At 63.0% G+C, this 25871-nt stretch carries 24 protein-coding genes, 3 tRNA genes and 1 pseudogene; 12 read left to right on the forward strand and 16 right to left on the reverse strand.

The genetic code is table 11. The features are described from left to right. The 3 genes from L0G76_RS00005 to L0G76_RS00015 form a co-directional block, all read right to left on the reverse strand. Positions 1 to 261, reverse strand: a 261-nt coding sequence (locus L0G76_RS00005; protein WP_304355392.1) for a hypothetical protein, incomplete at its 3' end; no start/stop codon positions are given. 96 nt (positions 262 to 357) lie between these two features. Continuing rightward, positions 358 to 1212 carry a hypothetical protein gene (locus L0G76_RS00010; RefSeq protein WP_127364047.1) on the reverse strand — a complete coding sequence of 285 codons (855 nt, stop codon included), beginning with the start codon at positions 1210 to 1212 and terminating at the stop codon, positions 358 to 360. Then, the gene (locus tag L0G76_RS00015; protein WP_096158417.1) at positions 1209 to 1469 is read right to left on the reverse strand and encodes a helix-turn-helix domain-containing protein; all 261 of its coding nucleotides are present in this window, start codon (positions 1467 to 1469) and stop codon (positions 1209 to 1211) included. The genes L0G76_RS00010 and L0G76_RS00015 overlap by 4 nt, the downstream gene beginning before the upstream one ends. A gap of 185 nt (positions 1470 to 1654) precedes the next feature. Here L0G76_RS00015 and L0G76_RS16230 point away from each other — a divergent pair. Next, positions 1655 to 1819 (forward strand): annotated as a pseudogene (locus L0G76_RS16230) (helix-turn-helix domain-containing protein); the annotation flags it as partial. A 47-nt stretch (positions 1820 to 1866) separates the two neighbouring features. Here L0G76_RS16230 and L0G76_RS00020 read toward each other — a convergent pair. From L0G76_RS00020 to L0G76_RS00030, 3 genes are all read right to left on the reverse strand, one after another. Further along, a tRNA-Met gene (locus L0G76_RS00020) sits at positions 1867 to 1943 on the reverse strand. A 27-nt stretch (positions 1944 to 1970) separates the two neighbouring features. Continuing rightward, positions 1971 to 2043: transfer RNA gene (locus L0G76_RS00025), tRNA-Thr, on the reverse strand. A gap of 78 nt (positions 2044 to 2121) precedes the next feature. After that, positions 2122 to 2922, reverse strand: coding sequence for a glycerophosphodiester phosphodiesterase (locus L0G76_RS00030; RefSeq protein ID WP_304355393.1), 801 nt, complete (start codon positions 2920 to 2922; stop codon positions 2122 to 2124). Positions 2923 to 3171: 249 nt separating this feature from the next. Here L0G76_RS00030 and L0G76_RS00035 point away from each other — a divergent pair, with 249 nt between their 5' ends. Then, positions 3172 to 4344, forward strand: coding sequence for a hypothetical protein (locus L0G76_RS00035; RefSeq protein ID WP_304355394.1), 1173 nt, complete (start codon positions 3172 to 3174; stop codon positions 4342 to 4344). Beyond that, the gene (locus L0G76_RS00040) at positions 4341 to 5546 is read left to right on the forward strand and encodes a M20 metallopeptidase family protein (RefSeq protein WP_304355395.1); all 1206 of its coding nucleotides are present in this window, start codon (positions 4341 to 4343) and stop codon (positions 5544 to 5546) included. The genes L0G76_RS00035 and L0G76_RS00040 overlap by 4 nt, the downstream gene beginning before the upstream one ends. Here L0G76_RS00040 and L0G76_RS00045 read toward each other — a convergent pair. After that, the gene (locus tag L0G76_RS00045; protein ID WP_304355396.1) at positions 5543 to 6028 is read right to left on the reverse strand and encodes a DnaJ family domain-containing protein; all 486 of its coding nucleotides are present in this window, start codon (positions 6026 to 6028) and stop codon (positions 5543 to 5545) included. The genes L0G76_RS00040 and L0G76_RS00045 overlap by 4 nt on opposite strands. Positions 6029 to 6150: 122 nt before the next feature. After that, a tRNA-Tyr gene (locus L0G76_RS00050) sits at positions 6151 to 6232 on the reverse strand. Between the two features lie 145 nt (positions 6233 to 6377). Between L0G76_RS00050 and L0G76_RS00055 the strand changes: the two genes are divergently transcribed. The 3 genes from L0G76_RS00055 to metE all read left to right on the forward strand — a co-directional run bounded on the left by L0G76_RS00055 (position 6378) and on the right by metE (position 10417). After that, positions 6378 to 6869, forward strand: coding sequence for a YajQ family cyclic di-GMP-binding protein (locus tag L0G76_RS00055; RefSeq protein ID WP_304355397.1), 492 nt, complete (start codon positions 6378 to 6380; stop codon positions 6867 to 6869). Between the two features lie 186 nt (positions 6870 to 7055). Then, positions 7056 to 8108: a methylenetetrahydrofolate reductase gene (locus L0G76_RS00060; protein WP_304355398.1), complete on the forward strand. Its 1053-nt coding sequence runs from the start codon at positions 7056 to 7058 to the stop codon at positions 8106 to 8108. Next, entirely contained in the window at positions 8105 to 10417 is a 2313-nt protein-coding gene (gene metE / locus L0G76_RS00065) for a 5-methyltetrahydropteroyltriglutamate--homocysteine S-methyltransferase (protein WP_304355399.1), read from the forward strand. Before L0G76_RS00060 ends, metE begins: the two co-directional genes overlap by 4 nt. Positions 10418 to 10477: 60 nt before the next feature. On the opposite strand, the gene L0G76_RS00070 is transcribed toward metE, so the two are convergent. From L0G76_RS00070 to L0G76_RS00080, 3 genes are all read right to left on the reverse strand, one after another. After that, a complete protein-coding gene (locus tag L0G76_RS00070; RefSeq protein ID WP_304355400.1) occupies positions 10478 to 11089 on the reverse strand; it encodes a TetR/AcrR family transcriptional regulator in 612 nt (203 codons plus the stop codon). Positions 11090 to 11160: 71 nt separating this feature from the next. Then, positions 11161 to 12057, reverse strand: coding sequence for a GTP pyrophosphokinase (locus L0G76_RS00075; RefSeq protein WP_304355401.1), 897 nt, complete (start codon positions 12055 to 12057; stop codon positions 11161 to 11163). Positions 12058 to 12174: 117 nt separating this feature from the next. Further along, positions 12175 to 13593 (reverse strand): FAD-dependent oxidoreductase, encoded by a 1419-nt coding sequence (locus L0G76_RS00080; RefSeq protein ID WP_304355402.1) that lies wholly within the window; start codon positions 13591 to 13593, stop codon positions 12175 to 12177. Positions 13594 to 13732: 139 nt separating this feature from the next. Here L0G76_RS00080 and rarD point away from each other — a divergent pair, with 139 nt between their 5' ends. From rarD to L0G76_RS00100, 4 genes are all read left to right on the forward strand, one after another. Then, a complete protein-coding gene (rarD, locus tag L0G76_RS00085) occupies positions 13733 to 14647 on the forward strand; it encodes an EamA family transporter RarD (RefSeq protein ID WP_304355403.1) in 915 nt (304 codons plus the stop codon). A gap of 119 nt (positions 14648 to 14766) precedes the next feature. After that, positions 14767 to 15168 (forward strand): GntR family transcriptional regulator, encoded by a 402-nt coding sequence (locus tag L0G76_RS00090; protein ID WP_304355404.1) that lies wholly within the window; start codon positions 14767 to 14769, stop codon positions 15166 to 15168. 3 nt (positions 15169 to 15171) lie between these two features. Further along, a complete protein-coding gene (locus L0G76_RS00095; RefSeq protein ID WP_304355405.1) occupies positions 15172 to 16098 on the forward strand; it encodes an ABC transporter ATP-binding protein in 927 nt (308 codons plus the stop codon). 80 nt (positions 16099 to 16178) lie between these two features. Then, positions 16179 to 16838, forward strand: a complete 660-nt coding sequence (locus L0G76_RS00100) for a hypothetical protein (RefSeq protein ID WP_304355406.1) — start codon at positions 16179 to 16181, stop codon at positions 16836 to 16838. A 36-nt stretch (positions 16839 to 16874) separates the two neighbouring features. On the opposite strand, the gene L0G76_RS00105 is transcribed toward L0G76_RS00100, so the two are convergent. From L0G76_RS00105 to L0G76_RS00120, 4 genes are read right to left on the reverse strand one after another with little or no spacing between them, the layout of a single operon-like run. Continuing rightward, positions 16875 to 17966, reverse strand: a complete 1092-nt coding sequence (locus L0G76_RS00105) for a permease (protein ID WP_304355407.1) — start codon at positions 17964 to 17966, stop codon at positions 16875 to 16877. 2 nt (positions 17967 to 17968) lie between these two features. Then, positions 17969 to 18994: a polyprenyl synthetase family protein gene (locus tag L0G76_RS00110; RefSeq protein WP_304355408.1), complete on the reverse strand. Its 1026-nt coding sequence runs from the start codon at positions 18992 to 18994 to the stop codon at positions 17969 to 17971. 29 nt (positions 18995 to 19023) lie between these two features. Beyond that, on the reverse strand, positions 19024 to 20325 hold the full coding sequence (locus L0G76_RS00115; protein WP_304355409.1) for a geranylgeranyl reductase family protein: 1302 nt from the start codon (positions 20323 to 20325) through the stop codon (positions 19024 to 19026). Further along, positions 20322 to 21014, reverse strand: coding sequence for a demethylmenaquinone methyltransferase (locus tag L0G76_RS00120; RefSeq protein WP_304355410.1), 693 nt, complete (start codon positions 21012 to 21014; stop codon positions 20322 to 20324). Before L0G76_RS00120 ends, L0G76_RS00115 begins: the two co-directional genes overlap by 4 nt. A 148-nt stretch (positions 21015 to 21162) precedes the next feature. Between L0G76_RS00120 and L0G76_RS00125 the strand changes: the two genes are divergently transcribed. Both L0G76_RS00125 and L0G76_RS00130 read left to right on the forward strand, forming a co-directional pair. Further along, positions 21163 to 22527, forward strand: a complete 1365-nt coding sequence (locus L0G76_RS00125) for an isochorismate synthase (protein WP_304355411.1) — start codon at positions 21163 to 21165, stop codon at positions 22525 to 22527. A 137-nt stretch (positions 22528 to 22664) separates the two neighbouring features. Continuing rightward, positions 22665 to 24134: an HNH endonuclease gene (locus L0G76_RS00130; RefSeq protein WP_304355412.1), complete on the forward strand. Its 1470-nt coding sequence runs from the start codon at positions 22665 to 22667 to the stop codon at positions 24132 to 24134. A gap of 47 nt (positions 24135 to 24181) precedes the next feature. Here L0G76_RS00130 and L0G76_RS00135 read toward each other — a convergent pair whose 3' ends face one another. Then, positions 24182 to 25861, reverse strand: a complete 1680-nt coding sequence (locus L0G76_RS00135; protein ID WP_304355413.1) for a thiamine pyrophosphate-binding protein — start codon at positions 25859 to 25861, stop codon at positions 24182 to 24184. Positions 25862 to 25871 lie beyond the last annotated feature (10 nt).

The following is a 25871-nucleotide window of genomic DNA, read 5'->3' on the forward strand; positions in this document are numbered from 1 at the left end:
CCCTGCATCAGTCCCTCCGCCTTGCCCGTTGTCACCGTCGTAGACGACGCAGGTGATCGTCCGCCCGTCTTCGAGGACGATGGGTTCTTCGTGCAGTCCTTGCCCGTCGCCTCGTTCATCAACAACCGAGGGGTCGTTAGTCTCGTTAGATTCGTCTTCGGGAGCGTCCTCGACCTTGGTGGGCTGGCATCCCGCCAATGCGGCGGTCAGGATCACTGTTGCCAGAAGAACGATCGGCCTTTTCACGGATGTGGTCTTCATGGGTCTTCCAATCACTTGGTCTTCGTGGTCGTGATCTGCTTCATCACGAACGGTTCGATTTCAGGGATCTTCACCACTTGGTCTCCGACGACGGGGTCATCCCCGGCCCCGGTCGATGACTTGGAGGTTCGTCATGGTCTTCTTGATAGACCCGACTGTGTCCGAGTGGGTCAGCGCGGCCTGGAACGTGGGTGCCGGCTGGGTTGCCATAGCGGAGAGCAGATCGGAGAGGACGCCGAGGGCATCGGCGACATCCCGGCCAAGATCTTCAACCTTGTCGGCTTCGAGAGTCGCGAGGTCGGACACTCCCCCGCTGAACGCAACTTCGAGGAGCTTTGACTGTTTCTTCACCATCGGCAGGGGTGCCGCTGCTCCGTAGTGGAGTTCCCGGATCGCACGCACGACATGCTCGCGGCCAGGAGTGTTGCTCGACTCAGTGAGATCCACGGAGGCGGGTTCGAGACCAGACGTAGAAGCGAGACCGAAGTCTTCCGTCTCGTCTTCGTCGATAACTTCAGCATCAACGATGTGCTCGTCCGATGGAGATTCAGGTGCTGGTTTCGGCATTGCCGCGGGACGAGCTTTCCCGTCCAAGCCGATCACCCGAGAGTCATCGTCAACTGTGCCATTTGGCACAGTTGAGTTCTCCACCCGCCGTGCCACGGTACGAGGGGCCATATCAACCGCTGACGCGATGCCTCTGGTTGACATTCCTGCTGCTCTAAGCTCACCGATCACTTGCTCTTCCAGCTCGCGCGGTGGCCGCAAACTCACATCTCGAAATTCCTCATCGAGGTAGTCCTGCCACGACTCGTACCCGAGTGCCAGCCAAATTCTTCCCTTCCAAGCGGTAACGATCTTGGTCTGTAGCGATCCGTAGTCGGCCTTGATCTCCTCTGTAAACTCTCGAGCTTCCGCCTCAGAAAAAGTGCTGACGAGTTCCGTGCTCATGAGGCTTTCACCGCCTTAGCATCACCGTTTGGTGCAAACGGGTCCTCTTCGGCCCCATCTAGAAGCGTCGCCAACGGGATATCCCAGGCTTTGGCCAATTTCAGCAACTCACCGAGTTTCCAATCCACGGCACCGTGTAGGCGTTTGGAAATGTTGTTCTGGGAGATTTCCAGAATCTCGGCTACATCCAGCTGGCGCAGTTCGCGCCTCCCCATCTCGGCCATCACGTTGGCCCTAACTTGCTTCGAATACCTCATACTCTCACCGTATACTGTGACCGTATACGCCTGCAAGGACCCGAACTACGTTTTCGACGTTTCGCATACGCGCAGTGGTTTACCGCCAGATGCTGAGCGTATACAGTAGGACCATGACGATACAGAGCGAGGAACAAACTGCAGTTTCTGAAAACGAGCGCATTGGGCTCGAGGTGCGGGCCTGGATGGTTCGGAAACAGTTGAAGCAGGCAGACGTTGCGCAGCTCCTAGGCTTCGCGCAAAAGAATGTCTCTAATCGGCTGAGGGGTCAGATCCCATTCCGAATTGATGAACTGTTGGCGATCGCCAACTACATGGACATCACGCTGGCTCAACTGCTGGGGAACGAGATTGTGAATGAGAAGAACCCCCATCCAGTGGATGGAGGTTCTTCGAATGGTAGCGGGAGGGGGACTCGATCCCCCGACCTCACGATTATGAGTCGTGCGCTCTAACCAGCTGAGCTACCCCGCCCCAGCGCCGCATTTTAAGCGGCACGAGAGCCCCGAAAGGGATTCGAACCCTTGACCTTCTCCTTACCATGGAGATGCTCTACCGACTGAGCTATCGGGGCAACAGGTAAGAATTTACACGGGTTCGCGCAACGAGGGCAAATCGGGGTTCAGTGACGTCACTCACAGGCTGCAGAGGTTCACTTCACCGGGTCGAATCGACCTGCCAGGAAGCCCTGCAGACGACCGGGCTGGTTGGTGATGATGCCATCGACCTCGGCGTCGAGGAGCTCGCGCCATTCGTCCATGGAATCGGCCGTCCAGACGAAGACACCCAGGTCGTTGTCGCGGATCTCGGTGACGATGGATCTGCGCATGGAGAAGCCTTTGAAGGAGGGATTGATCGCGACCGCACCCAGCGCTCGCGCGATCTCGATGTCTTCCGGACGTGGGACCATGCGCAGAAGAAACCGCGAGACCATCGGCATCATGTCTCTGCAGGCGGCCAGCGTCTCAGTGTTGAATGACTGTACGACCATCCTGTCAGCGGTGCCCGTTCCGACGACGAGTTCGGAGATCTGAGCTACTGCGCCGGAGGACCACTCCCCCTTGAGCTCGAGCAGGAGCTCGCCGCCTCGGTGCTCGATGTCTCGCATCACGGCCGCCAGCGTGGGAATCCGCACACCAGTGAATCCCGGCCCCATCCAGGATCCCGCGTCGACGAAGGAGAGCTCTTCGGCCGTCAGATTGGCCACCGGTCCCTTCCGGTTCGTGGTCCGATCGAGGTCCGGGTCATGGAGGATGATCGGAACCCCATCGGCGCTTGTCGAGGTGTCGACTTCGATGAAGTCGACGTCGAGAGCACGGGCGGCGTCCACCGCGGCGAGGCTGTTCTCCGGCGCCACTGCGGAATAGCCGCGGTGAGCGATCACCAAGGGGCGCTTCGCCGAACCGGGTCGCTCGGGGACGCCTCGTTCGTGCAGGAACTGCAGAAAACTCATACGCCCAGACTATGCCCTGCCTTGGCCCTCGCCTCAATCCGAATGCATTCCGTCTCCGCACAGATCTCCGGACACAGAACAGTGGGCCTTGACCTGAATCATCTTCAATATCTTGAATGTTGAGAAAGGCATAGGCGCAATGCGAAGACAGGCAATAACGTACTCTCTGTGAGGTGCTTCATATCGTCGCCGTCGAGGGTATGACTGACGACCTCGCCCACAGTGCTCACCACCGTTGAAAGGATCGCTATGGAAGCCATCTATGCTGCCGCGATCGTGCTCGGCTTCATCGCCCTCGGCGAATTGGTCTCGATCTGGTCCAAGGCCCGGATCCCCAGTCTGCTCGTGGCGATGCTGAGCATCTTCATCTTCGCGAAGCTCGGCATCGTCCCGGACACCATCATCGATGACTCGATGCTCGTCCAGGTCTATACCATCCTCGTCGCACCCCTGCTCTTCCACATGGGTACGCTCATTCCGCTGCGGGTGATGCTCAAGCAGTGGCGCTCGGTCGTCATCGCGCTGACCGGAATGGCTGTCGCAGTCGGACTCATCTTCCTCATCATCGCGCCCACCTTCGGGTTCGAAACCTCCATCGCCGGCTCCGGCCCACTGGCCGGCGGCATCGTCGCCACCAGCCTCACGACCGAGGGCCTGACCGCATCCGGAGCCGCCTCGGCGATCATCGTCCTCCCGGCTCTCGTGCTCATGCTGCAGTCGCTGCCGTCGATGCCGCTGACGAACTTCCTGCTCCGCCGCTACGCGAGAAAGCTGCGCGACAGCGGCGAACTCCACGAACTCGCCGCGGCCCACCACGCGGAGGAAGAGGACGCCGCGACGAAGAAGAAGTTGGTGACCCTGCCGGCCTTCCTCGTCGACAATCAGCTGTTCATGCTCTTCCTCATCCTCGTCGGCGGTTCGGTCGCCACGCTGCTGGCCGTCCCGACCCATATCCCATCCTCGATCCTCGCCCTCATTCTCGGCATCATCGCCACCTGGCTCGGACTTTCACCCGACAAGGCGATGGAGCGGTCGAACTCCTTCGGCATCGCCATGTCCGGTGTGATCGCGATCGTCATGGCCCCGCTGGTCACGGCCTCGGTCCAGGACGTCATCGATGCGTTCCTGCCTACCATCTCGATTCTCGTCATCGGCATCGTCGGCATCCTCGGCGGTGGCTTCATCGCCACGAAGCTGCTGCGGTGGAAGGCCCCGCTGGGCATGTCTGTGGCCCTGACCGCTATGTACGGATTCCCCGCCGACTACCTGCTGACCAATGAGGTCGCTCGCTCCCTCGCCCGCGATGACGATGAGAAGGAAGCTCTCCTCGATGTCATGCTGCCGCCGATGCTCGTCGGCGGCTTCACTTCGGTCAGCTCCGGCTCGGTCATCATCGCCAGCGTCCTCGTCGGCATGCTGTGAGCGCCCTCCTCGCCGAGGCGGCTGACCTCCTGCCCCAGCTGCAGGATCTGCGTCGCCGCCTCCATTCCCGTCCCGAGGTCGGCCTCGACCTCCCGCACACGCAGTCCGAGGTTCTCACCGCTCTGGAGGGCCTCGACCTGGAGGTGAGCACGGGAGTCGGGACCACCTCGGTGGTGGCGGTCCTCCGGGGCACACATCCGGACCGATCCGCAGATGCTCCATCCGTCCTCCTGCGTGGGGACATGGACGCGCTTCCCATCGAGGAGCTCACCGACGAACCGTTCAAGTCGACGAACGGGAACATGCATTCCTGTGGGCACGACCTGCACACCGCAGGTCTCGTCGGTGCCGCAAAGCTTCTGCACGCGCATCGGGAGTTGCTCGCCGGTGACGTCGTCTTCATGTTCCAGCCCGGCGAGGAGGGCTGCAACGGGGCATCGGTGATGATCGACGAAGGCGTGCTCGACGCGGCAGGCTCCCGGGCGATCGCCGCCTTCGGAGCCCACGTCCACATGGGGCCCAGAGGCGTCGTGACCACGAAGCCCGGGACTCTGCAGGCAGGTTCCAATGTCCTCCGCATCACCCTCCACGGACGCGGGGGCCACGGGTCCCAGCCGCAGTCGGCAATCGACCCGGTCCCAGCCCTGGCCGAAGTCGTCACCGCCCTGCAGAACATGGTCAGCCGTCGCATCAACGCCTTCGACCCGATCGCCTTGTCCGTGACACAGCTGAAGGCAGGTGAGGCGGTCAACGTCATCCCCGCCTCGGCGAGCCTCGGTGCCACCGTGCGCACGCTGTCACAGGAGTCATCGGACATCGTGCGCACCCAATCGAAGCAGCTGGCCAGAGGTATCGCCGAAGCTCACGGATGCACCGCCGAGGTGGACTTCGAGGTGCAGTATCCCGTGACCGTCAACGACGAGACCGAGACCGCATGGACCCTTGACCAGGTCCGCGGCCTGCTGGGCGCGGACCGGGTGGAGGTCGCGGACCAGCCGATCATGCCCAGCGAGGATTTCTCCTTCGTCCTGCAGGAGGTTCCGGGCACCTACATGATGCTCGGCGCCAAACGCACGGACGTGCCCGAGGACGAACAGGGTGACAACCATTCTCCCTTCGTCATTTTCGATGACACCGTGCTGGGAGATCAGGCCGCGCTGCTGGCGCACCTGGCCCTCGAACGGCTGCGCGCAGAGCTCTAGTGCCACCACCGCCGAGGCGGTCTGCCCGGACCTTCCGTCGGGGTCGGGTTCGTCGTTTCGCGACGAGCGACCCGGCGCTCGCGCCAGGCGGCGACCTCGTCCTCGATCTTCCGCGGTGGGGTGAAAACGGGTGGACCCTCACGCAGGTCCATGACCGCGTCGCGGACTCGACTGTTGAACCCGGCGAGATAGTCGCGGACATCGGCTTCGTTCGCAAACGCGTCGAGGGTGTCCTCGAGGACAGCGTTCTCCTTACGCAGCTGAAACGCGGCGGGAGCGACGCCGCTGATGCCCTCACCATCCATCTTCGCCTTGATCCACCAGTCGGGATCCTCGGAGTTGTGGAGACCGGTCAGGGGCTTGCCCAGGCCGGGGAGATCATCGAAGTCGCCGCGTCTGATGGCGGCCTCGAGTGCGGATTCGACGATCGCATTGCGATCCTCGAGTGAGTTCATGCGGCGAGGAGCGTCTTCCTCATTCATCGGGGGCCTCCGTTGCACTGTCCTGCGCACTTTTCTACACGCTGGCGCGGATCAGCGCAATGGAGGTGAATGCGAAGAAGCCCTGTGATCAGGTGATGATCACAGGGCTTCTCCCGTCTGCGTGGCAGATGAAGGATTCGAACCTTCGAAGGCAATGCCGGCTGATTTACAGTCAGCTCCCTTTGGCCGCTCGGGCAATCTGCCGCAGTGTGTGCTCGATGAGCACTTGAAAATACTACAAGCACCCGCCCGGTTTCACCAACTCGATAGACCCAGGTCACAATTGCGGGACTCGACTAGACTCTGTGATCAGATAGTCGTCCGTCCTCTCACCACAAAAGGAGCATTCATGGCCAGCGAATCCTCGTTCGACGTCGTCAGCAAGGTCGACCGGCAGGAAGCCGACAACGCACTCAATCAGGCGGCCAAAGAGATCAACTCCCGCTACGACTTTCGCGGCACCGACGCCTCGATCGCCTGGACCGGAGAGGCCATCCAGATGAAGGCCGTCAGCGAGGACCGTGTCAAGGCGATCCTCGACGTGTTCCAATCCAAACTGGTCAAGCGCGGCATCTCCCTGAAGTCACTCGAGGACGGTGAGGCCTACCCCTCGGGCAAGGAGCACCGCATCGATGCCACCCTCAAGGAGGGCATCGACAAGGAGAACGCGAAGAAGATCTCGAAGTTCATCCGCGACGAGGGCCCCAAGGGCGTCAAGTCCCAGATCCAGGGCGACGAGCTGCGCGTGAGCTCGAAGAAGCGCGATGACCTCCAGGAAGTCATCTCCCTGCTCAAGGGCAAGGACCTCGATCTTGACCTGCAGTTCATCAACTACCGCTGAGTCCCCGCTGCGACTCGGGCCGGCGCTCCCCTCCCCATACCCCACGACGGCATCACTTCAGACAACATGACGCAACAAGTCCCCCCTTGACCGGCTCGGTCGTTCTCTGACGTGTTGATGACGGACTGCGTCGCAGATCGTTCTTCCCGACGCGCACTTCACTGAGCCGGGCGGCAGGATGGCGGCATGTCCACCACCTTCTCCCCAGCCACGACCGCGCCCAGGGTCTCCGCTTCCGCCCCGCAGACATTCGACGATCCGCAACCGGCAGCATCCCATCGACTGCGCCGCGCCCTGTCCTTCGAGGTCATTCCCCCGCGGTCGGCGAAGCAGACCGCCAGGATGCCCGAGCTCCTGCGCTTTCTGGACTCGCTGAATCCGGACTACCTCGCCGTGACCTCCTCCGCGAAGAGCAACTGGCTGGAGGGCACCGCCGACTTCATCGAGCACGTCACCGCTCGCACTTCTCTGCGCCCACTGGCCCATCTGGCATGCACCGCCGGCACGGAAGCCGAACTGCTGGACTGGATCGACCACCTGCTGAACGTCGGCGTGCGCGGTTTCCTCGCCCTCCGCGGAGACTTCCCCACCGGGGTCTCCACCGTCCCGGCCGACCACCTGCCCCACGCCGATGCCCTCGTGCGTCTCCTGCGACAAGTCGAGCGCGACAACGTGGCGTGCCTGGCCGCCGGCCGTCTGGGGGTCGGCGTCGCCGCCTACCCCTCGGGGCATCCCGAATCCACCGGCACCGAGGAAGATCTCGACGTCCTGGCGGCCAAACAGCGCAACGGTGCCGACTTCGCCATCACCCAGCTCTTCTTCGACCCCTTTGCCTATGCGCAACTGTGCATGCGGGCCGAGCATGCCGGGATCACGATCCCGATCATCCCCGGCATCCTGCCCATCACCGACCTCAGACGCCTGCACACGATGGGCAGACTCTCCGGTCTCCCTGTCCCGGATCCTCTCCTCGCCCGCTTCGATCGGGCCCACGACGAGGCGAGCGCGCGCAGGATCGGCCTCGAGATCACGGCCGAGCACACTGCCGCACTGCTTGAGCAGGGGGCACACGGCCTGCACTTCTACACGTTCAACGATCCGGCCACGACCCAGGACCTCCTCTCCGCGCTCGACGCAGCAGGGGTCAGTCTCACGTCATTCCAACCGTCACCACCACCTCGGCGGTGGCCGCCCTCACCGATTCCAACAACCGCAGAACAGAAGGAGACACTGACATGACCAGCACATTTCCCACGGCCACCATCACCGGATACCCGCGCATCGGCCCGAAACGCGAGCAGAAGAAGGCTCTCGAGAGCTTCTGGGCAGGCCGCATCGACGCCGAGGTCTTCGCCCAGTCCGCACACACCCTGCGGCTGAGCACCTACCACCGCCTGCGGGAGCTGGGCCTGGACGAGGACTATTCGATCCCCGCTTCCTACAGCCACTACGACCATGTCCTCGACACCGCCCTGACCGTCGGGCTCATCGGCTCAGAGACGGCCGGCACCGACTTCGATCTCGACGAATACTTCGCTCTGGCACGGGGCACAGCACAGCGGCCACCGCTGGAGATGACCAAATGGTTCGACACCAACTACCACTATCTGGTGCCCGAGATCGAGGATTCCACCCGGTTCAGGGCCCACCCCCAACATCTGCTCTCCCTCGTGTCGGAGGCCCGCGCCGCCGGTCACACTATCCGGCCCGTCCTCGTCGGCCCCGTCACCCTGCTGGCCTTGGCGAAGACCGCTCCCGGCACGACCACCTCGGCGTTCGCACGTCTCGACGAGCTCACGGCCGTCTACCGCGACGTCATCAGCATCCTCGCCGCGGCCGGCGTCGACTGGGTCCAGCTGGACGAACCGGCGCTCGTCACCGACTTCACCGAGCACACCGATGAGCAGCTCGCCGAGGCGGCCTCCCGCGTTTACACCTCCCTGGCCGGGGCGAGCACCCACCCGCAGATCCTGGTCACGGCTCCGTACGGGAGCCTGCGCGCAGGGCTGCCCGCGCTGGCGCATTCGGGCATCGATGCACTCGGCGTGGATGTCTCCGCAGCCACCCGTGCGATCGATCCCAGTTATGTGGACCGCATCGCCGCCGAGGTCCCCGCCCCGGTCCACCTCGTCGCCGGTGTCATCGACGGACGCAACGTCTGGGCCGATGACCTGCGCTCCAGCTTGGCCGTCTTAGGCGATTTCGGTCGCGACTCTCTCAGCGCCTCTACCTCGACCTCGCTGCTCCACGTTCCCCACACCGTGTCCGGCGAAACGAGTCTGCCTGTCGACGTCGCCTCCTGGCTGTCCTTCGCCGAGGAGAAGGTCACCGAGGTGGCCGCCCTGGCAACCGCTCTGGAGAAAGGCGCAGAGTCCTGTGCGGAGGCCTTCGCCCGTGCCGATCGTGCGAAGCGCACTCGCACGGAATCCGCCCGAGTCCACAGCGCCGAGGTGGCCGCCCGCACCGCTGCCGTGTCCGGAGACGACGGCCTCCGCATCGACTTCGCGACCCGCGCCGTCGCCCAATCGTCACTCGATGTCCCCCGTCTGCCGACCACGACGATCGGTTCGTTCCCACAGACCGCCGAGGTCCGCCGCGCCCGCGCGGACCATCGCGGCGGCCGACTCGATGCCGGGGAATACTCTGCTGCGATGAGAGTCGAGATCGACCGTGTGGTCGAGCTGCAGGAGGAACTGGGCTTGGACGTCATCGTCCACGGAGAGCCTGAGCGCAACGACATGGTCCAGTACTTCGCGGAGAACCTCGACGGATTCGCCACCACGGACAACGGCTGGGTCCAGTCCTATGGCTCCCGGTGCACCCGTCCGCCGATCCTCTTCGGAGATGTCTCACGGCCCGAGGCCTTCACCGTCGAATGGTCGACCTATGCGGCCACGCGGACCCAGCGTCCGGTCAAGGGGATGCTCACCGGGCCGGTGACGATCCTCGCCTGGTCCTTCGTCCGCGATGATGTGCCTTTGGCCCAGTCGGCCGATCAGATCGCCCTGGCCCTTGCCGATGAGGTCGCCGATCTCGAGGCGGCCGGCATCTCAATCATTCAGGTCGATGAACCGGCGCTGCGTGAGCTCCTCCCCCTGCGCGACGATGATCGGCCCGACTACCTCGAGTGGTCCGTGAGGTCATTCCGGTTGGTCAACGCCAAGGTCGATCCGAGCACGCAGATCCACACGCACCTGTGCTATTCGGAGTTCGGCCAGATCATCGAGGCGATCAATGCACTCGATGCCGATGTCACGAGCATCGAGGCGGCCCGATCACGGATGGAGGTGCTCGCCGATATCGCCGACTTCGATTTCACTCGCGGCATCGGGCCGGGAATCTACGACATCCACTCGCCCCGCGTGCCCACGGTCGTGGAACTCACTGAGCTCATCGAGGCCGCATTGGTCGATGTCGGCGCCGATCGCCTGTGGATCAACCCCGACTGCGGACTGAAGACCCGGGGCTACGCCGAGGTGAGGCGGGCCCTGGCCAATCTGGTGGCCGCACGAGACGCTGTGCTGGCCGCGGAGCATGTGCCGGCCTGACGGCTGCAGATTCCCGCGGGCCACGAGGCAGCATCCGGGCTCACGCCCCGGCCCGCGGGCTCACCGCGTATACGTCGACCACATCGCTCTCTGCGAGAAGTCGGCGATGCGCAGCAGTTCATCACGCCCGACGCCGCGGTTCGATTGAGCGGACACGCCCTGCCAAATCGTCTGCACGAAACCGGTGACGACCTCGGCGTCGGTTCCGCCCAGGATCTCGCCCTCATCGATCGCTCGGCGGATCCGGGCCCGGAGAAGGCGCTCGTTGCGCATCAGCATGGTCGACACGTCCCCGCGCGCCTTCCTCGTCGCGGGGCTGGCGGCCATCGCTGCGCTGGTGATGAGACAACCGGGGTGTGAGTCGGCGGGCTGAGTGATTTCGATGATCAGTTCTCTCAGCAGCTCATCGATGGCAATTCCGATGGACTGCGCCGCCAGCGCCTTCTCATAGATGTCCGTGTACCGCCGGACGTAGAACGAAACGGATTCCTCGAACACGCCTGCCTTGCTGCCGAAGGCCGAATACAGACTCGAAGTCGAGACGCCGATCGCCGAGGTCAGATCCCGGGTCGAGGTTCCGCTGTAGCCACGACGCCAGAACAGTCGCGCGGCCTCGAGCACGGCCGCGTCCCGATCGAATTCGGGAGGTCGCCCACGGGTGTTCACGTCCATTCTCCGATGATAGATCAGCTGCTCCACAATGAGATCTGGAGCAGACGATCCACAAGAGGCTCCGGACTCGTTCAGGCCAGCGCCACCGGTATGTAGTAGAGACCCTTCGAGTCCTCTTCGACGGTGGCGCGCAGACGGTCATCAACACTGACGAAGTCGTTGACCTTGATCGTGCCCTTGGAGTCACTGAGCTTGCGAACGGCAAAGGCGGGAATGAGACCCTGACGGCCATCCCCGTCGACGGCCAGAGCGTACTTCGGACCTGTGGCCCTCACCTTGACCTCGATGGTGTCGTCGGTAGCGGTGAGCACATCGGTGTCCAGGTCGGGATTCGTCAGCGCAGAGAGCTCGACCGCGAGGGTATCGGCCATATCATCGACCGTCGCGAGCATGTTGGCCATGGCGCGGGCGAACTCACCATGCAGCTCACTGGGCTTCATCGCCGCCCCCGGTTTGTACATGTCCTCGTGGGTCAGCTCACCCCAGGCGTCCTGGAGCCTGGTCTTGACCTGGATCTCCGCGAAGACCGGGTCACCCTGGTCGGAGGGAATCTGCAGGGTCACGTGGCAGGCCCGGTAACCGCTGGGCTTGGGCGGGTCGACGTAGTTCTTCTGCTCGATGAGGACGAAGGCACCGAGCTGCTGCGGATCCCTGAGAGAGTCATACATCATCTTCTGGTCGCGCGGCGATTTGCACAGCACCTTCACTCCGACGATGTCGCGGATGTGATCCTCCACGTCGCGAGGAGTCGAAACCCGCAGCTGCGGATCATCGGCCGACTTCTCGACGAGCTTCGCCAAGGTGCGGGCCGGATCCTTGATGCGATGCCCATCGACGTCCAGGCGGGAGACGTCTTTGTCCTTGAGAAGTCCCTTCTGCTGCTGCTTGAGCCAGTGCTTGATCCGCACTGCGGCAGATTCCCAGGCGTCACGCCGTTGCGCATAAGCCTGCGAGACCACTTCTCTCATTGCCGAATCCGGGCTCACCGTACCTCCTCTGCCGCAGGGCTCATCACTGCACCCATCAAACCACGAGCGCGCCACCGATACAGTGACGCGCTCGCAGATTTCGGCGTTGAGTTGAGGTCAGTGCCCCGATGCGGGCTGGCCGGCCACTTCCGTCTGGAGGTGGCTGCGAGCCTCGGCGAGCATCCCCTCGCGCGTCGCCAGCTTCACACGCTCACGCCCCTCGGCCTCACCGAGAGCCTTCTCGGCTGTCTCCACCCGGTGGTAACCCTCCCAATCGACGTAATCGACGCCCTTTGCCTCGAACAATTCGACAATCGCGTTGTCATCCGGATACACCGGTTCGGTCAGCACACCCGCGGCCCGGTCATCGAGGATGTGCCCGATCGTCTCGAGGGCATCACCCTTCGTATGCCCGATGAGTCCGACAGGACCACGCTTGATCCAACCGGTCGCGTACACACCCTGAACCACGTCAGCCTCGCCAGAAGCCTTCTGATCATCGGCATCGACGACCCGGCCCTCATGGTTCGGAATGACTCCCCTACCCGAGTCAAAGGGCAACTGCGGCAACGCAGTCCCCGCATAGCCGACGGCCCGATACACAGCACCGAACTCCCAATCGTGGAAAGTCCCAGTCCCGACAACGCCGCCAGCACCGTCGAGCTCCTGACGCTCAGTACGCAGACCCGTGACTCGATCCTCACCGAGGATGGCAACCGGGGCATGCAGAAAGTGCAGGTGCAGACGGCGCTTGGCCCCCACCGGCTCACGCATCGTGAAATCGGTCAACGTCTTCGCAACCTGCTTGGTCTGGTTGCTCGACTCGATCGCGGCCAACGACCCATCATCGAACTCGAAGTCCTCAGGATAGACAACAATGTCAACATCCTTGACATGCCCAAGCTCACGCAACTCCAAAGGCGTGAACTTCGCCTGCGCCGGACCACGCCTGCCGAACACATGCACATCCGTGACCTTCGAATCCTTCAACCCCTCATACACATGATCAGGGATCTCGGTCGTGTGCATATCATCGGGCTGCTTGGCCAACACACGAGCCACATCGAGAGCAACATTCCCATTGCCGATGACAGCAACCTGCTCAGCATCCAACGGCCACGACTGACCCACATCCGGATGCGAGTCATACCAATTGACGAAGTCCGCAGCACCATACGACCCCGGCAGATCCACACCAGGAAGACTCAACGAAGCATCAATGAAGCAGCCGGTGGAGAAGATCACCGCATCATAGCGGTCCGTCAATTCCCCCAGGCTGATATCGGCACCGTACTCGACATTCGAGAACAGACGAATATCTCCCCGGTCGAGGACCTTGATCAAAGCGTTGATGATGCCCTTGATCCGCGGATGATCCGGAGCCACCCCATAACGGACCAACCCGAACGGAGTCGGCAACCGCTCGAAGAGATCGATGCTGATCTCGAAGTCACGCTCGGCCTTGGTCAACAGATCAGCCGCATAGATGCCGGCAGGACCGGCACCGATGATGGCCACACGGAAGGGACGCGTCATTCTCACACCTCTCTAGTAAGTCATCTCCAATTGTATCGGCAATGAAGGACCTCCTAACAAACACGTGACGAAACTCGCATTCCCATCCCACCTGTCAGACCGGGGCGGAATCCAGCCGCGACATCATTAGACTCTGCATGTGAGCCCAGATCCGACCCCAGACATGAACGCCATTCGCAGATCCGGACTGGTCAACGGCCTCTCCGCCTACCTGCTGTGGGGTCTCATCCCACTCCTCTTCGCTGCCGCCGCCCCGACCGGAGCCCTCGAACTCGTGTCGCATCGCGTCATCTGGTCGCTGCTCTTCTGTGTCATCCTCCTGTCCTTCACCGGAGGCTTCGAACGCACGTGGCAGGTCGTCCGCTCCGGTCGCACGTTCTGGCTGCTGGCCTTGGCCGCTGTCCTCATCGCCATCAATTGGACGGCGTTCGTCTATGGGGTCGAAACCGGCCACCTCGTCGAGGTGTCACTGGGCTATTACCTCAATCCCCTGATCTCCATCGGCCTGGGTGTCATCTTCCTCGGCGAGAAGCTGCGCCCCCTGCAGTGGACCGCCGCCGGGTTCGGGCTGCTCGCCGTCATCATCGTCGGCGTCGGCCTGGGCCGCATGCCGTACCTCTCATTCACGGTGGCCCTGTCCTTCGGGCTCTACGGACTGGTGAAGAACAAGGTGGGCAATCGAGTCGGTGCCCTGGAGGGAATGACCGTCGAGTCCGCCGTGCTGGCCGTACCCAGCGCCATCTTCCTCCTCGCCCTCGGAGCGCAGGGGCTGTCCACATTCACCGGGTTCGGGGCCAGTCACGTCATCATCATCCTCGTCACTGGTCCGGCAACCGCGATTCCCCTGATCCTCTTCAGCGCGGCGGCCAGGAGGATCCCCCTGTCCTGGGTGGGCATGCTGCAGTACATCACTCCGACGATGCAGTTCATCACCGGCGTGTTCATTCTCGGAGAGATGATGTCGACCACGCGCTGGGTCGGCTTCTTCGTCATCTGGATCGCGGTGCTTCTGCTCTGCATCGACCTCGTCCGCCAGAGTCGCCGCAAGCTGTAGCTGCTCCAGCTGCGCAATCTGCAGCCACTCCAGCGGAAGTCCCTCACATGATCTCTTGACACGACTCTCGCTTCCATGGTTAGTTGGTTGAGTAACTAACCAACACACATGGAGCTGATGTGATCGACGAAGCCAAGCCACTGTTCGCGCAGATCGCCGAGCAGGTCGAAGACTCGATCATCAATGGCACCCTGCCGGAGATGTCTCGAGCACCATCGACGAACGAGCTCTCCAGCTTCTACTCGATCAACCCCGCGACTGCGGCCAAGGGAGTCAACCAGCTCGTGGCCAAGGGAGTTCTGGAGAAGAGGCGCGGGATTGGAATGTTCGTGAAGGAAGGAGCCCGAACATTGCTCATCAACGAATACAGGACCGCCTTCTCCGAGAACTTCATCGCGCCACTCCTCTCCGAAGCGAGCCGGCTGGGACTTGACCACGATGACGTCATCACGCTCATCGCAGAACGATCTGCTGAACTCAGCGCTTCCCCCACCATGGATACAACCGCCACGAAGGGATGAAAGATGACTTCTGTCATCGAGGTGCGCAACCTCACGAAGCAGTACAAGCACACAACTGCGCTCGAGGACATCAACCTGTCGATCGAAAAAGACTCGATCTACGGCCTTCTGGGCCGCAACGGTGCCGGCAAGACGACACTGATGTCGATCCTCACAGCACAGGGCTTCGCCACCAGCGGTGAAGTTGAGGTCTTCGGTGAGCACCCCTATGAGAATGCCCGCGTTCTCAATCGCATGTGCTTCGTACGGGAGAGCCAGAAATATCCTGAGGACGCCACCGCGAAGCACGCAATCGCCACCGCTCGCCTCTTCTTCCCCCGCTGGGACCAATCATTCGCAGAGGAACTCGTCGACGACTTCCGTCTTCCGATGAAGACTGCGATCAAGAAGCTGTCCCGAGGCCAGCAGTCGGCAGTCGGAGTCATCATCGGTCTGGCGTCCCGGGCAGAAATCACGTTCTTCGATGAGCCTTATCTCGGCTTCGACGCCGTGGCTCGACAGATGTTCTACGACCACCTCATCGCCGACTATGCGCAGTGCCCACGAACAATTGTGCTCTCGAGTCATCTCATTGATGAGGTGGCAAACCTGCTCGAGAATGTCATCGTCATCGACCGCGGCCGGATCATCATGGATGAGTCCACGGAAGAGGCGCGCACACGTGCGGTCAACATCGTCGGAGACGCTGATTCGGTTCAACGTCTCGTCGCCGGCAGAGAGGTCATCCACCGTGAAGCGCTGGGACGTGTGTCGTCGGTGACGATCCTCGGTCAGCTCTCCGACGTCGATCGTGAGTTCATCGCGGACGCCAATCTGGACCTCACTCCGGTATCGCTCCAGCAGCTCATCGTGCGCACCACTCAAGCAGGTGCCGACCCCTCACAAGACGGTACGAGCACCGACACTGATGTCAGGAGTCTTCAGTCATGACCACCACAGCAGAAGCACCCGGCAATCAGACCTCGACTCAACCGAAGAGTCGAATACTCGGTGTCGTCAGGCTCCATTTCATGAACACTCAGACCTTCGTCTGGGTACCCGTCATCGTGCTCTGCGGAGTCTGGCTGATCACGCTGCTGATCTATTGGATCATCTCCGCCTCCGGAGCCGAAGGACCGATGTACAGCGGTGGATCTCAGGCACCTCTGTGGTACTTCGCCGTGGTCGGAACGCAGGCAATGAATCTGACCTTCTACTTCTCGCAGGCGATGAGCCTCACTCGACGCGAGTTCTATCTCGGATCGCTGACCGCAGCAACCATCAGCGCCGTGGCAATATCCACCGTCTTCGTGCTCCTTGGGCTCATCGAACAGGCCACCCATGGCTATGGCATCAACGGGTACTTCGCCTACTTCCCCTGGGTGTGGGCGGGTGGGCCGTTCGCAGCGGGGCTGACCTACTTCGTCCTCACGATGCTCATGTTCATCCTCGGCTTCTGGTTCGCCATTGTGCTCAAACGCTTCGGAACTCTCATCCTCATCACCACGCTGCTCGTCATCGCCCTCGTCCTGCTGGGCGGTGCCGCACTCATCAGCCTCAACGGAGCCTGGCTCGAGGTCTGGATGTGGGTCCTCGAGACACAGTGCATAGGACTGACACTGTGGGCCCTGGGATTCTGCGTAGTCTTCGCCGCCGGTTCGTATCTGACTCTGCGACGGCTGACGGCCTGAATGCGACTACCTGTCTGGCCTCGGTCAACGGGAGCCTCAGCTCACGAACATGAGGACGATCCCGGAGAGTACCCCGCCGAGCGCCACGGCACTGCCCATCGCCGAGGTGGTGCGCCACCCGAGTGACTTTCCGACCATGACCATGGACGGAATGCTCAGGGCCGGGAGCGCAATCAGCAGAGCTCCGGTGATGCCCGCACCCACTCCGACGCCGAGCAGCGCGATGATGATGGGGATCTCCCCACCGGTGGGGATCACCAGGAGCGTGCCCACAACAGCGGCGATGAGCACAGCGATGGCACCCACCTGAGCTTCGAGCCCGTAGACACCCGACAACCAGGGACTGATGAGCCCGATGACGAAGACCAGGGCGAGGTGCTCGGGCACGAGGATGAGAGTGAATTTCGACAGCGACCGCAGGTAGCGCACGGGAAGCGCCGACACTGTGATCGCTCCGGAACTCTGCGCGGGGACCGCCTCGGCGCGGCCCTTGATCCAACGGCCGATGAGCGCGCTGGCCCCGACAGCGATGAGGACGCCCACGACCAGGCGCGTCAGCACGTACTGCCACGGCAGAACGAGCCCGAGGAAGATCAGAACAGCAGGATTGAGGAGCGGGTTGCCCACCCAGTAGGCCAAGGCGGCACTTCGCATGACGCCGGAACTGCGCAGACCGGCAGCCACCGGAGCCGCGCAGCAGGTGCACATCATGGATGGCAGCGACAATGTCGCACCGACGAGCGACTGGCCGGTATGGGTCCGCCGATTCATCACTCGCAGCAGCCAGTCGCGCGGCACCAGCGCATCGATGGCGGCAGCCACCACCAGCGCCACGAGCAGCGCCTTCCACACAGCGGTGAAGTACACGAGGGTGAAGTCCCACGCCCCGGCAAGGGAGAACGTCTCCCCCGCAGCTTCGAAGAGCGGACTGCCGTCCCAGACGGAGGTCTGGCTCAGCGTCCAGGCTTTGCCCCAATAGGGCATCCACTTCGACCAGCTCAGCCCCACCACGAGGAACAGCAGGAGGACGCCCAATCCGATCCAATCGACCGGAGTCAGCCGTCGCCGAACGCCCGACCGATGTTCGGTCTGAGCCTCAATCGGCTGAGGCTGCACCGTATCCGACATGGTCAGGCGCTGCGCGAGACCACGGAATCGGCGAATGAGAACAGCGACTCCTTGACGAGTCCTTCGGGCAGCGGTGCAAGAGCAGCTTTCGCATCGTCGGCCCAGCGAACCGCCTCGGCGCGGGCTCGAGACGTCACCGGGTGGGCAGCCAACGCTGCGCGAGCGGTCTCGAGTGCTTCGTCAGAGCTCAGATCACCATCCAGCAGTTCGACCACCTCGACGGCGGCGACGTCACCGTCGGTTGCGGCGGCGCGGGCGTAGAGCACCGGCAGGGTGGGGACGCGTTCGCGCAGATCGGTCCCGGGGGTCTTGCCCGACACCGACGAGGAAGCCGTCAGGTCGATGATGTCATCAGCGAGCTGGAAGGCGATGCCGACGCGTTCGCCGAAGACCCGCACGGGCTCGGCCAAGGCCTGATCCGCACCTGAGAACATGACCCCGAACTGTGCCGAGGTGGCGATGAGGGATCCCGTCTTGTCCGCGAGTACGTGGATGTAGTGGTCGATCGCGTCCGCGTCCTCCGGTGGCCCCGCGAACTCGTTGAGCTGGCCGAGGACGAGACGCTCGAAGGTCTCGGACTGGACCGCGACGGCCTCGGGCCCGAGCTTTGCGGTGACCCCTGAAGCCTTCGAGAACAGAAGGTCACCGGTGAGGATGGCCACGGAATTGCCCCACACCTCGTGTGCGGCCGGGGCACCTCGGCGAACCGGGGCATCGTCCATCACATCGTCGTGATAGAGGGAGGCCAGGTGGATGAGCTCCACGGCGACGGCCGCGTCGATGATCTCATCACGATCAGCCTCGCCGAGGCGGGCTGTGAGCAGCAGCAGATTGGGACGGGCACGTTTTCCACCGGCTGCGAGGAGATGCTTGGACGTGGTGTCCGGCAGTTTCCGTGTCTGCTCGGTCACGTCATAGAGCCTGCGCTCGACGGATTCCAACTGAGTGGAGATATCCGCCGCAAGCTGGGCGTCGGCACCGATAAAAGTCGCCGGAGAGGCTAGGTGGCTCATGTCCTCGTCATTCATCGTAGTCAGTGTTGTAGTCGCTGGTGAGCTCAGGCATTGCTGGTAGCCGGCACGATTCGAGTGAGAGCTGAAATCACCCGGTCGATGAGATCGGCCTCAGAGACCTTCGAGTCGCGGTAGAGATTCGCCAACAACTTCACGACGAATTCCATCACAACGTCAACACCCATACCGTACTTGATTCCGAACTGCATGAGTGCAGGGTGGCCGATAATGGCTGAGAAAACGCGACCCAGGGTGAAGTAGCCGCCCAGGGAATCACCCACCAGCGCGGGATACTCCTGCAGTTTCTCCCGCATCACGCGCTGCGGGTAACGGGAATAGGTGGAGATCACCTCGGCGGCCAGACGAGCGGACTCAAGAGCATAGTCGATGCCCTCCCCATTGAAAGGGTTGACCATCCCACCCGAATCGCCGACGAGCAGGAGCCCCTTGTGGAAATGCGGGGTCCGGTTGAAGGCCATCGGCAGTGCCGCAGATTTGATCGGGCCCAGTGAGGTGGACTCGTCGATGCCCCATTCGTGTCCCATATCCGCAATCCAGTCGCCCATCATGGCGCGGAAGTCGACGGATCCGAACTGGGGGGAGGAGTCCAGCAGGCCGGCACCGATGTTGATCGTGCCGTCGCCCAGTGGGAAGAGCCAGCCGTACCCGGGCAGCACCTCGGACTCGCCCGCCGCATTGCTCGAGCGCATCTCGACCCAGCTCTCGATGTAGTCATCGGCATGCCTCGGCGAGGAATGATAGGCGCGCACGGCCACACCCATGGGGCGATCGTCGCGCTTCTCCAATCCCATGGCCACAGCCAGGCGTGAGGAGACGCCGTCGGCTGCAATGACGATCGGAGCCGTGAAATGGGCCGCGGGTCCGACCCTGCGACCGCGATGGTCGGTTCCGGAGGCGTGGACACCTTGGATCCAGCCGTCGTCCCCGACGTCCGGGGACATGGCCTTGACCTGCTCGAACAGCCTGGCACCGCTGCGCTGGGCGTGGCGGGCGAAGGCCTCGTCCATCGTCATCCGCGGCTTCGTCAGCCCATAGTTCGGCGTGCCGTCGATGTCGGGCCAGTCGAGTTCCAAGCGGTGTCCGCCGCCGATGAGACGCAGTCCTCTGTTCCTGTGCCACCCCTCGGATTCGGGAGTGTCCATGCCCAAGAAGCCGACCTCTTTGACCGCGCGGGGAGTCAGGGCATCGCCGCAGATCTTGTCCCGGGGGAACCCGGACTTCTCCAGGATGATGACCTCGTGGCCGGCCTGCGCGAGGTAGGCACCGATGGCCGATCCGGCAGGCCCCGCCCCGACGACGATGACCTCGGCGTCGAAGTTATTCACGGCTTGAGAGCGTGATGAACGGCGACGATTCCGCCGGTGAGGTTGCGATGTTTGACCTGGTCGAAGCCGGCGTCGAGGATCTTGTGGGCGAATTCGTCCTGGTCGGGCCAGGCACGGATCGATTCGGCCAGGTAGACGTAGGCCTCGGGGTTCGAGGACACGACCTTCGCCACGGCGGGCAGGGCCCGCATCAGGTATTCCTTGTAGACGAGGCTGAAAGGGTCGAAGGTCGGCGTCGAGAACTCGCAGATGATGAGGCGGCCACCGGGTTTGAGCACGCGCAGCATCTCCGAGAGTGCTGCATCCACGTCGTTGACGTTGCGAATGCCGAAGGAGATGGTGACGACGTCGAAGCTCTCAGCAGAGAACGGCAGATCCATCGCATCGGCGTAGATGAAGTCGATCTTGGGGTGCCTGCGACGGCCCTCGGCGAGCATGCCCTGTGAGATGTCACCCGCGACCACCTCGGCGCCGTGATGCGTGAACGTCATCGATGACGTTCCCGTTCCGGCCGCGAGATCGAGGACGCGTTCGCCGGGCCCGGCAGCCACCGAGTACGCAACCGTCCGGCGCCAGGTACGCGCCAAACCGAAGGTGAGCACATCGTTGGTGAGGTCGTAGCGGGAGGCGACATCATCGAACATCGACGCGACATCGTCGGGCTGCTTGTCCAGCTGAGCACGGTTCATGGCTCCATTCTCTCAACACCTGCACCCGGGGGGCGAATCCGCGAACTCGTTTCCGCGCTCGGCGTGGTGTGGAACTGGCCACAGTCAGCGCTCGGCGGTGCACTCCGGCGCGTCGGCGGCCCTGATTTCTCGACTAGAATGGGCCGAAATGACTACCACCTTCAGCACCTCCGATATCCGCACCGCACCCCCGCTACTGCACGTGCGCTCTCGCTTCGTCGACGACGTCGAACCGGGGCCGGGATTCCCCTTCGAATCCGGGCTGCCCACGACCGTCGAACAGACGCTGGAGCTCCTGCCCACCTCGGCGTTCTCCTGCTGGGTCCGCGACACCTCGGGCCTCATCGGCTTCGGCCGCACCCTGCGCATCAGGGCGCGCGGGCGCAGCCGATTCACCGAACTATCGGACGCGTGGAAGGCCATCACGGCAGCTGCGACCATCGAGGACGAGGTCGACCTGCTCGGCTCGGGGCTGATGTGCTTTTCCACCGTCGCATACTCGGGTGAATCCGAGATCGATTCCCTCATCCACGTCCCCGAATTCGTGCTCGGTCGCCGAGGCGGTCGCGTCTGGATGACATCCATCATCGCCGAGGGCGCCGCCCCCACCCCTCCCGTGCTCAAGGCCGAACCCCTGCGCCGTGTCACCTCGGCGACGTCCTCGCCCGGTGACCTCGACAGCGCTTCGTGGGCAAACCTGGTCGACAAGGTCTCGCACATGCTCACTCCCGTCGGAGATTCCGCCGAGGTCGACGCCTTCGCCGACGATTCCACGTTGCGCAAGATCGTGTTGGCCCGCGATGAGCTGGTCACCACGGACGATGACATCGACGTGCGATCCGTGCTGGGTGCGCTCAACCGCAGCTACCCCAGCTGCTGGACCTTCGACGTCGCCGGCCTCATCGGGTCCACGCCGGAACTGCTCATCGGCGTCGAGAACAACCGCGTGTCTTCTCGCGTGCTCGCGGGCACGTATCGGGTGGAGAGCGACCCGACCACGGAGCTGCCGGCGGCCCGGAAGCTGCTGAGCGCGCACAAGGACAGCACCGAACATGCCTTCGCAATCGCCTCGCTGCAGCGCAGCCTCAGCTCTGTCGCCGATGATGTGAGCGTCGATGAGCGGCCACACCTGCTGCCCTTGGCCAATGTCATCCACTCGGCATCGGACGCCGCGGCCCACCTGCCGGCAGACTCGTGCCTCAACGCCCTCGACATCGCGGCGGCCGTGCACCCGACCGCGGCTGTCGGCGGATACCCGCAGGCCAGCGCGGTCGCTCACGTGGATGAGCTGGAACCGCTCGACCGCGGACGGTATTCGGGCCCGGTCGGCTGGATGGACGATCGCGGCAACGGACAGTTCGGCATCGCCCTGCGCTGTGGACAGCTCGAGGACCGCAATCGGATCCGCCTGTTCGCCGGAGCGGGCATCATGCCCGATTCGGACCCCCTCGCCGAGGTGGCCGAAACCGAAGCCAAATTCTCTCCGATGCGCCGAGCACTGGGGTTGGAATAGGGCACTGGGGTTGGAATAGGGCACTGGGGTTGGAATGAGAGGCTGACGACCTCGCGGCCTTCCAAGCTTGACACGGTGTCAAGGTATGTCGATCTCGTGTCAGTGGCTGTGTCAGTGTCTCCACATAGTCTGGTCACATGTTCACGCACCCCGCGGATGACCCGGACCACCCCGATTATCGGGGCCCTGGTTCGTGGGCCCGGCTCCCGGGCATCACCACCGAGATCGATCGGTGGTGCCGGATTCTGCGTGACCTCGAACCGGCGGACAATGCTTGGGAGGCGCAGACCCGCATTCGCTCGCTCGAAGAGCTCGCAGCGGCCGCCGCAGCTGCTCAGGCGCGTGAGGCTGTAGCCTTCCATACGCATCGCCAGCGCGAAGACGCCGCCAATGACGTGCCCACGCGCGAACAGGGAAAGTACGCCGGCAATGAGATCGCGCTGGCCAAGAGAGTCTCACCTTCGACGGGTCGCAAGTTTCTGTCGACTTCCAAGGCAGTGGTCAACGATCTTCCTCGCACCTATGCGGCCCTGGCCACCGGTTCTATTTCCGAAGCCAAGGCTCGCATCATCGCCGATGAGACGGCATGGCTCACGTCCGAAGAGCGTCTCTTCGTCGATGAAGAGCTCAAGGACCGTGCCTCTGTGGCCGGTAATCGCCGGCTGCGGAACGAGGCCCGCTCTCTGGCGGCAAATGTGTCCTCTGACAATGCGCATGAGAGGGCCGAAGCGGCGAGCACGGGCCGACATGTGTCCTTGCAGGCGCTCAACAATGGCATGGCTCAGCTCAGTGCCACCCTGCCTCTGCAGCAGGCCGTCGCCGCCTATGAGAATCTGGAGGCCGATGCCGCCGAGCGCAAGATGGAAGGCCTGGACTTCGGCCGCACCCGCAATCAGCTGATGGCCGATGTATTGGTGGAACGACTCACTGGGCAGGGCTCTGCCGATGATGTCCCCACCGAAATCCACGTCGTCATGGAAGCTGAGAGCCTCTTCTCAGACGGGCAGGTGCCGGCATGGATTCCGAGCTATGGACCATTGCCCGCGAAAACAGCACGCAACTTCCTCGCCGCGAACCAGGCACGAACCTTCATCCGCCGTATGTTCACATCACCGGATACCGGGCAGCTGGTCGGCATGGATTCTCGACGGCGGACCTTCGGCGGCTTGCTGCGTCGCATGGTCGTCTTCCGCGACGATGTGTGTCGTACGCCGTGGTGTGACGCCCCGATCAGGCACGCCGATCATGTGACTCCGGTTGCCGAGGGCGGCGAGACGGAGTGGTCAAACGCATCGGGTCTGTGTGCGGCCTGCAACTATGCCAAGGAGCACCCCGGGTGGCGGCACGAGGCTACGGCCGAAGACCTCACCGTCTCAACCCCGACGGGAGAAGAGTATGAAACAGTCACTCCCCCGTTCGTCACCAAGTTCGGGGACGCCAAGTTCGGGGACGCCAAGCGAGGTCATTCCAGGCGGCGAAAACCCGGCGATGACGCTGGTGACGACGAGCCACCGGCCGGTGAGACAGCAGACGATATCGTCGACTTCCCGCATCGGAGTCCTGCGGAGGAGCTTTTCGAGGACCTGATCCTCAGAGATACCGGGTGACGAATCTCTGCGTCCACCGTGGCGCCGGGCTTACCCGAGCGTCGTGCTCACGCAAGATCAACTTCGATGATCTTCCGATGTGCGCCCTGGCGATCGCCCCGGTCCTTCTCGAACTCTGCGATAAAATCATCCAACTCGCTCACTTCTGCGTACCCCCACCCGTACGCGTTGGCGAGATCCCTGAAATCTCGACCGTGGGGAACAGTGAAGTATCTTTCGAGGTACGGGGCCACGTGATCCTGTGAGTGTTCGAGGCCCGAGAAGATCGCGCCCCCGTCGTCGTTGAGAGCGACGATGAGCACCTCCCCTTGTTCTTCTGCACTGGGGTTCAGCAGACCGCCCACATCGTGGAGCATTGCGACATCACCGATGACCAGCACAACCTGCTCGCCGAGAGCGAGTGAGATGCCAGTGGCAGTCGAGATGAGACCATCGATGCCGGCGAGCCCGCGAGAGGCATGGATGCGCGCCCGAATGTCGTTGGCTTCGCTGAGATAGCGGATCGCGTTCGAACTGGCAGCGAAGAGATTGATCGCACTGTCGGCCAAATATTCGGTGATCGCTCGCGCAAGTGCCTGCTTGGCCAGGGGCTGCGTCGCGGTCAACGTCCGACGGTCACGCCGCGAGTCGGCAACGACAGCTTCACCCGCCCCCACCCACTCATCGCACCAGGCCATAGCATCAGCCATCTCCCCACCTTCATCGGCAGACGCAGAGAGCGCGACTGCATCGACATCATCAGGCAGGCGTTGAATCAATATCTCCGGGTCCGCAAGAAGTGCCGCAACAGGTCTGGTCAGAGTCGGCTTTCCGTGCACAATCACAGAGCGGATCGCCGTGCGCAGATTTTCACAATCGGCAAGCACACGAGCATGTGCGGGAACAAGAATGTGCGAGGCCCGCAGTTCGAACGCCAGCGGGCTCGATGGTTCGGCCAAGACCGGAGTGGCGTACTCCTCGGCCAACGCGGACAGCGAATCGGCCGAGTGGCCACCAGCGTCTCCGGCAACGATGACCGTGCCCGGAAGAATGCGGACCGAGGCGGTTCGCTCAGCGGCAGGCGCGCTGCCCGTCATACTCGCGGACTTCGCCGCCAGCGTCCGAACGTGAGTCTTCCAATGGGCAAGCTCGTCGACCGTGGGCACGAGCGGCACATCGAATTGGACGTTGAACTGGACGGGCCCGGATTCGCGCCCGAGGCCATGCCTGTCATGACCTGCACCCAACGACCGGGCAGCTGCCTCGGCGATCAGGTCCTCTGCATCGGCACTTCCGGCGGGCACATCGAAACGGGCACGCACATCACTGAGCACCTGCGACTGATCATCGATCGTCTGGTTCGCACCTGTCCCCCGCAGTCGAGCGGGCCGATCTGCTGTGATCGCAATGAGCGGAAGATGCCCGTACGAGGCTTCAAGCACCGCAGGATGCAGGTTCGCCACAGCCGAACCGGAGGTCGTCACCAGCGCAACGGTGCCACACCCGCCAGCACTGGCCCCACCATCGGCAGCATCAGCCCCAGCACTCTGCTTTGCGCGCAGACCCCGTGCCAGTCCCAGTGCCAGGAACCCGGCATCGCGCTCATCGATGCGCACATGGGTACGGATCACCCCCGCCTCGGCGAGGGGGGCGAGCGCATAGATCAACGGTGCGGACCGGGACCCGGGCGCGATGACGACCTCGGTGACTCCGGACGACGCCAACCCCTGGGCAATCTGCTGCGCCACTGCGCTCGAA

The sequence above is a fragment of the Brevibacterium picturae genome (assembly GCF_030453725.1).
In the GTDB taxonomy this organism is placed as follows: domain Bacteria; phylum Actinomycetota; class Actinomycetes; order Actinomycetales; family Brevibacteriaceae; genus Brevibacterium; species Brevibacterium sandarakinum_A.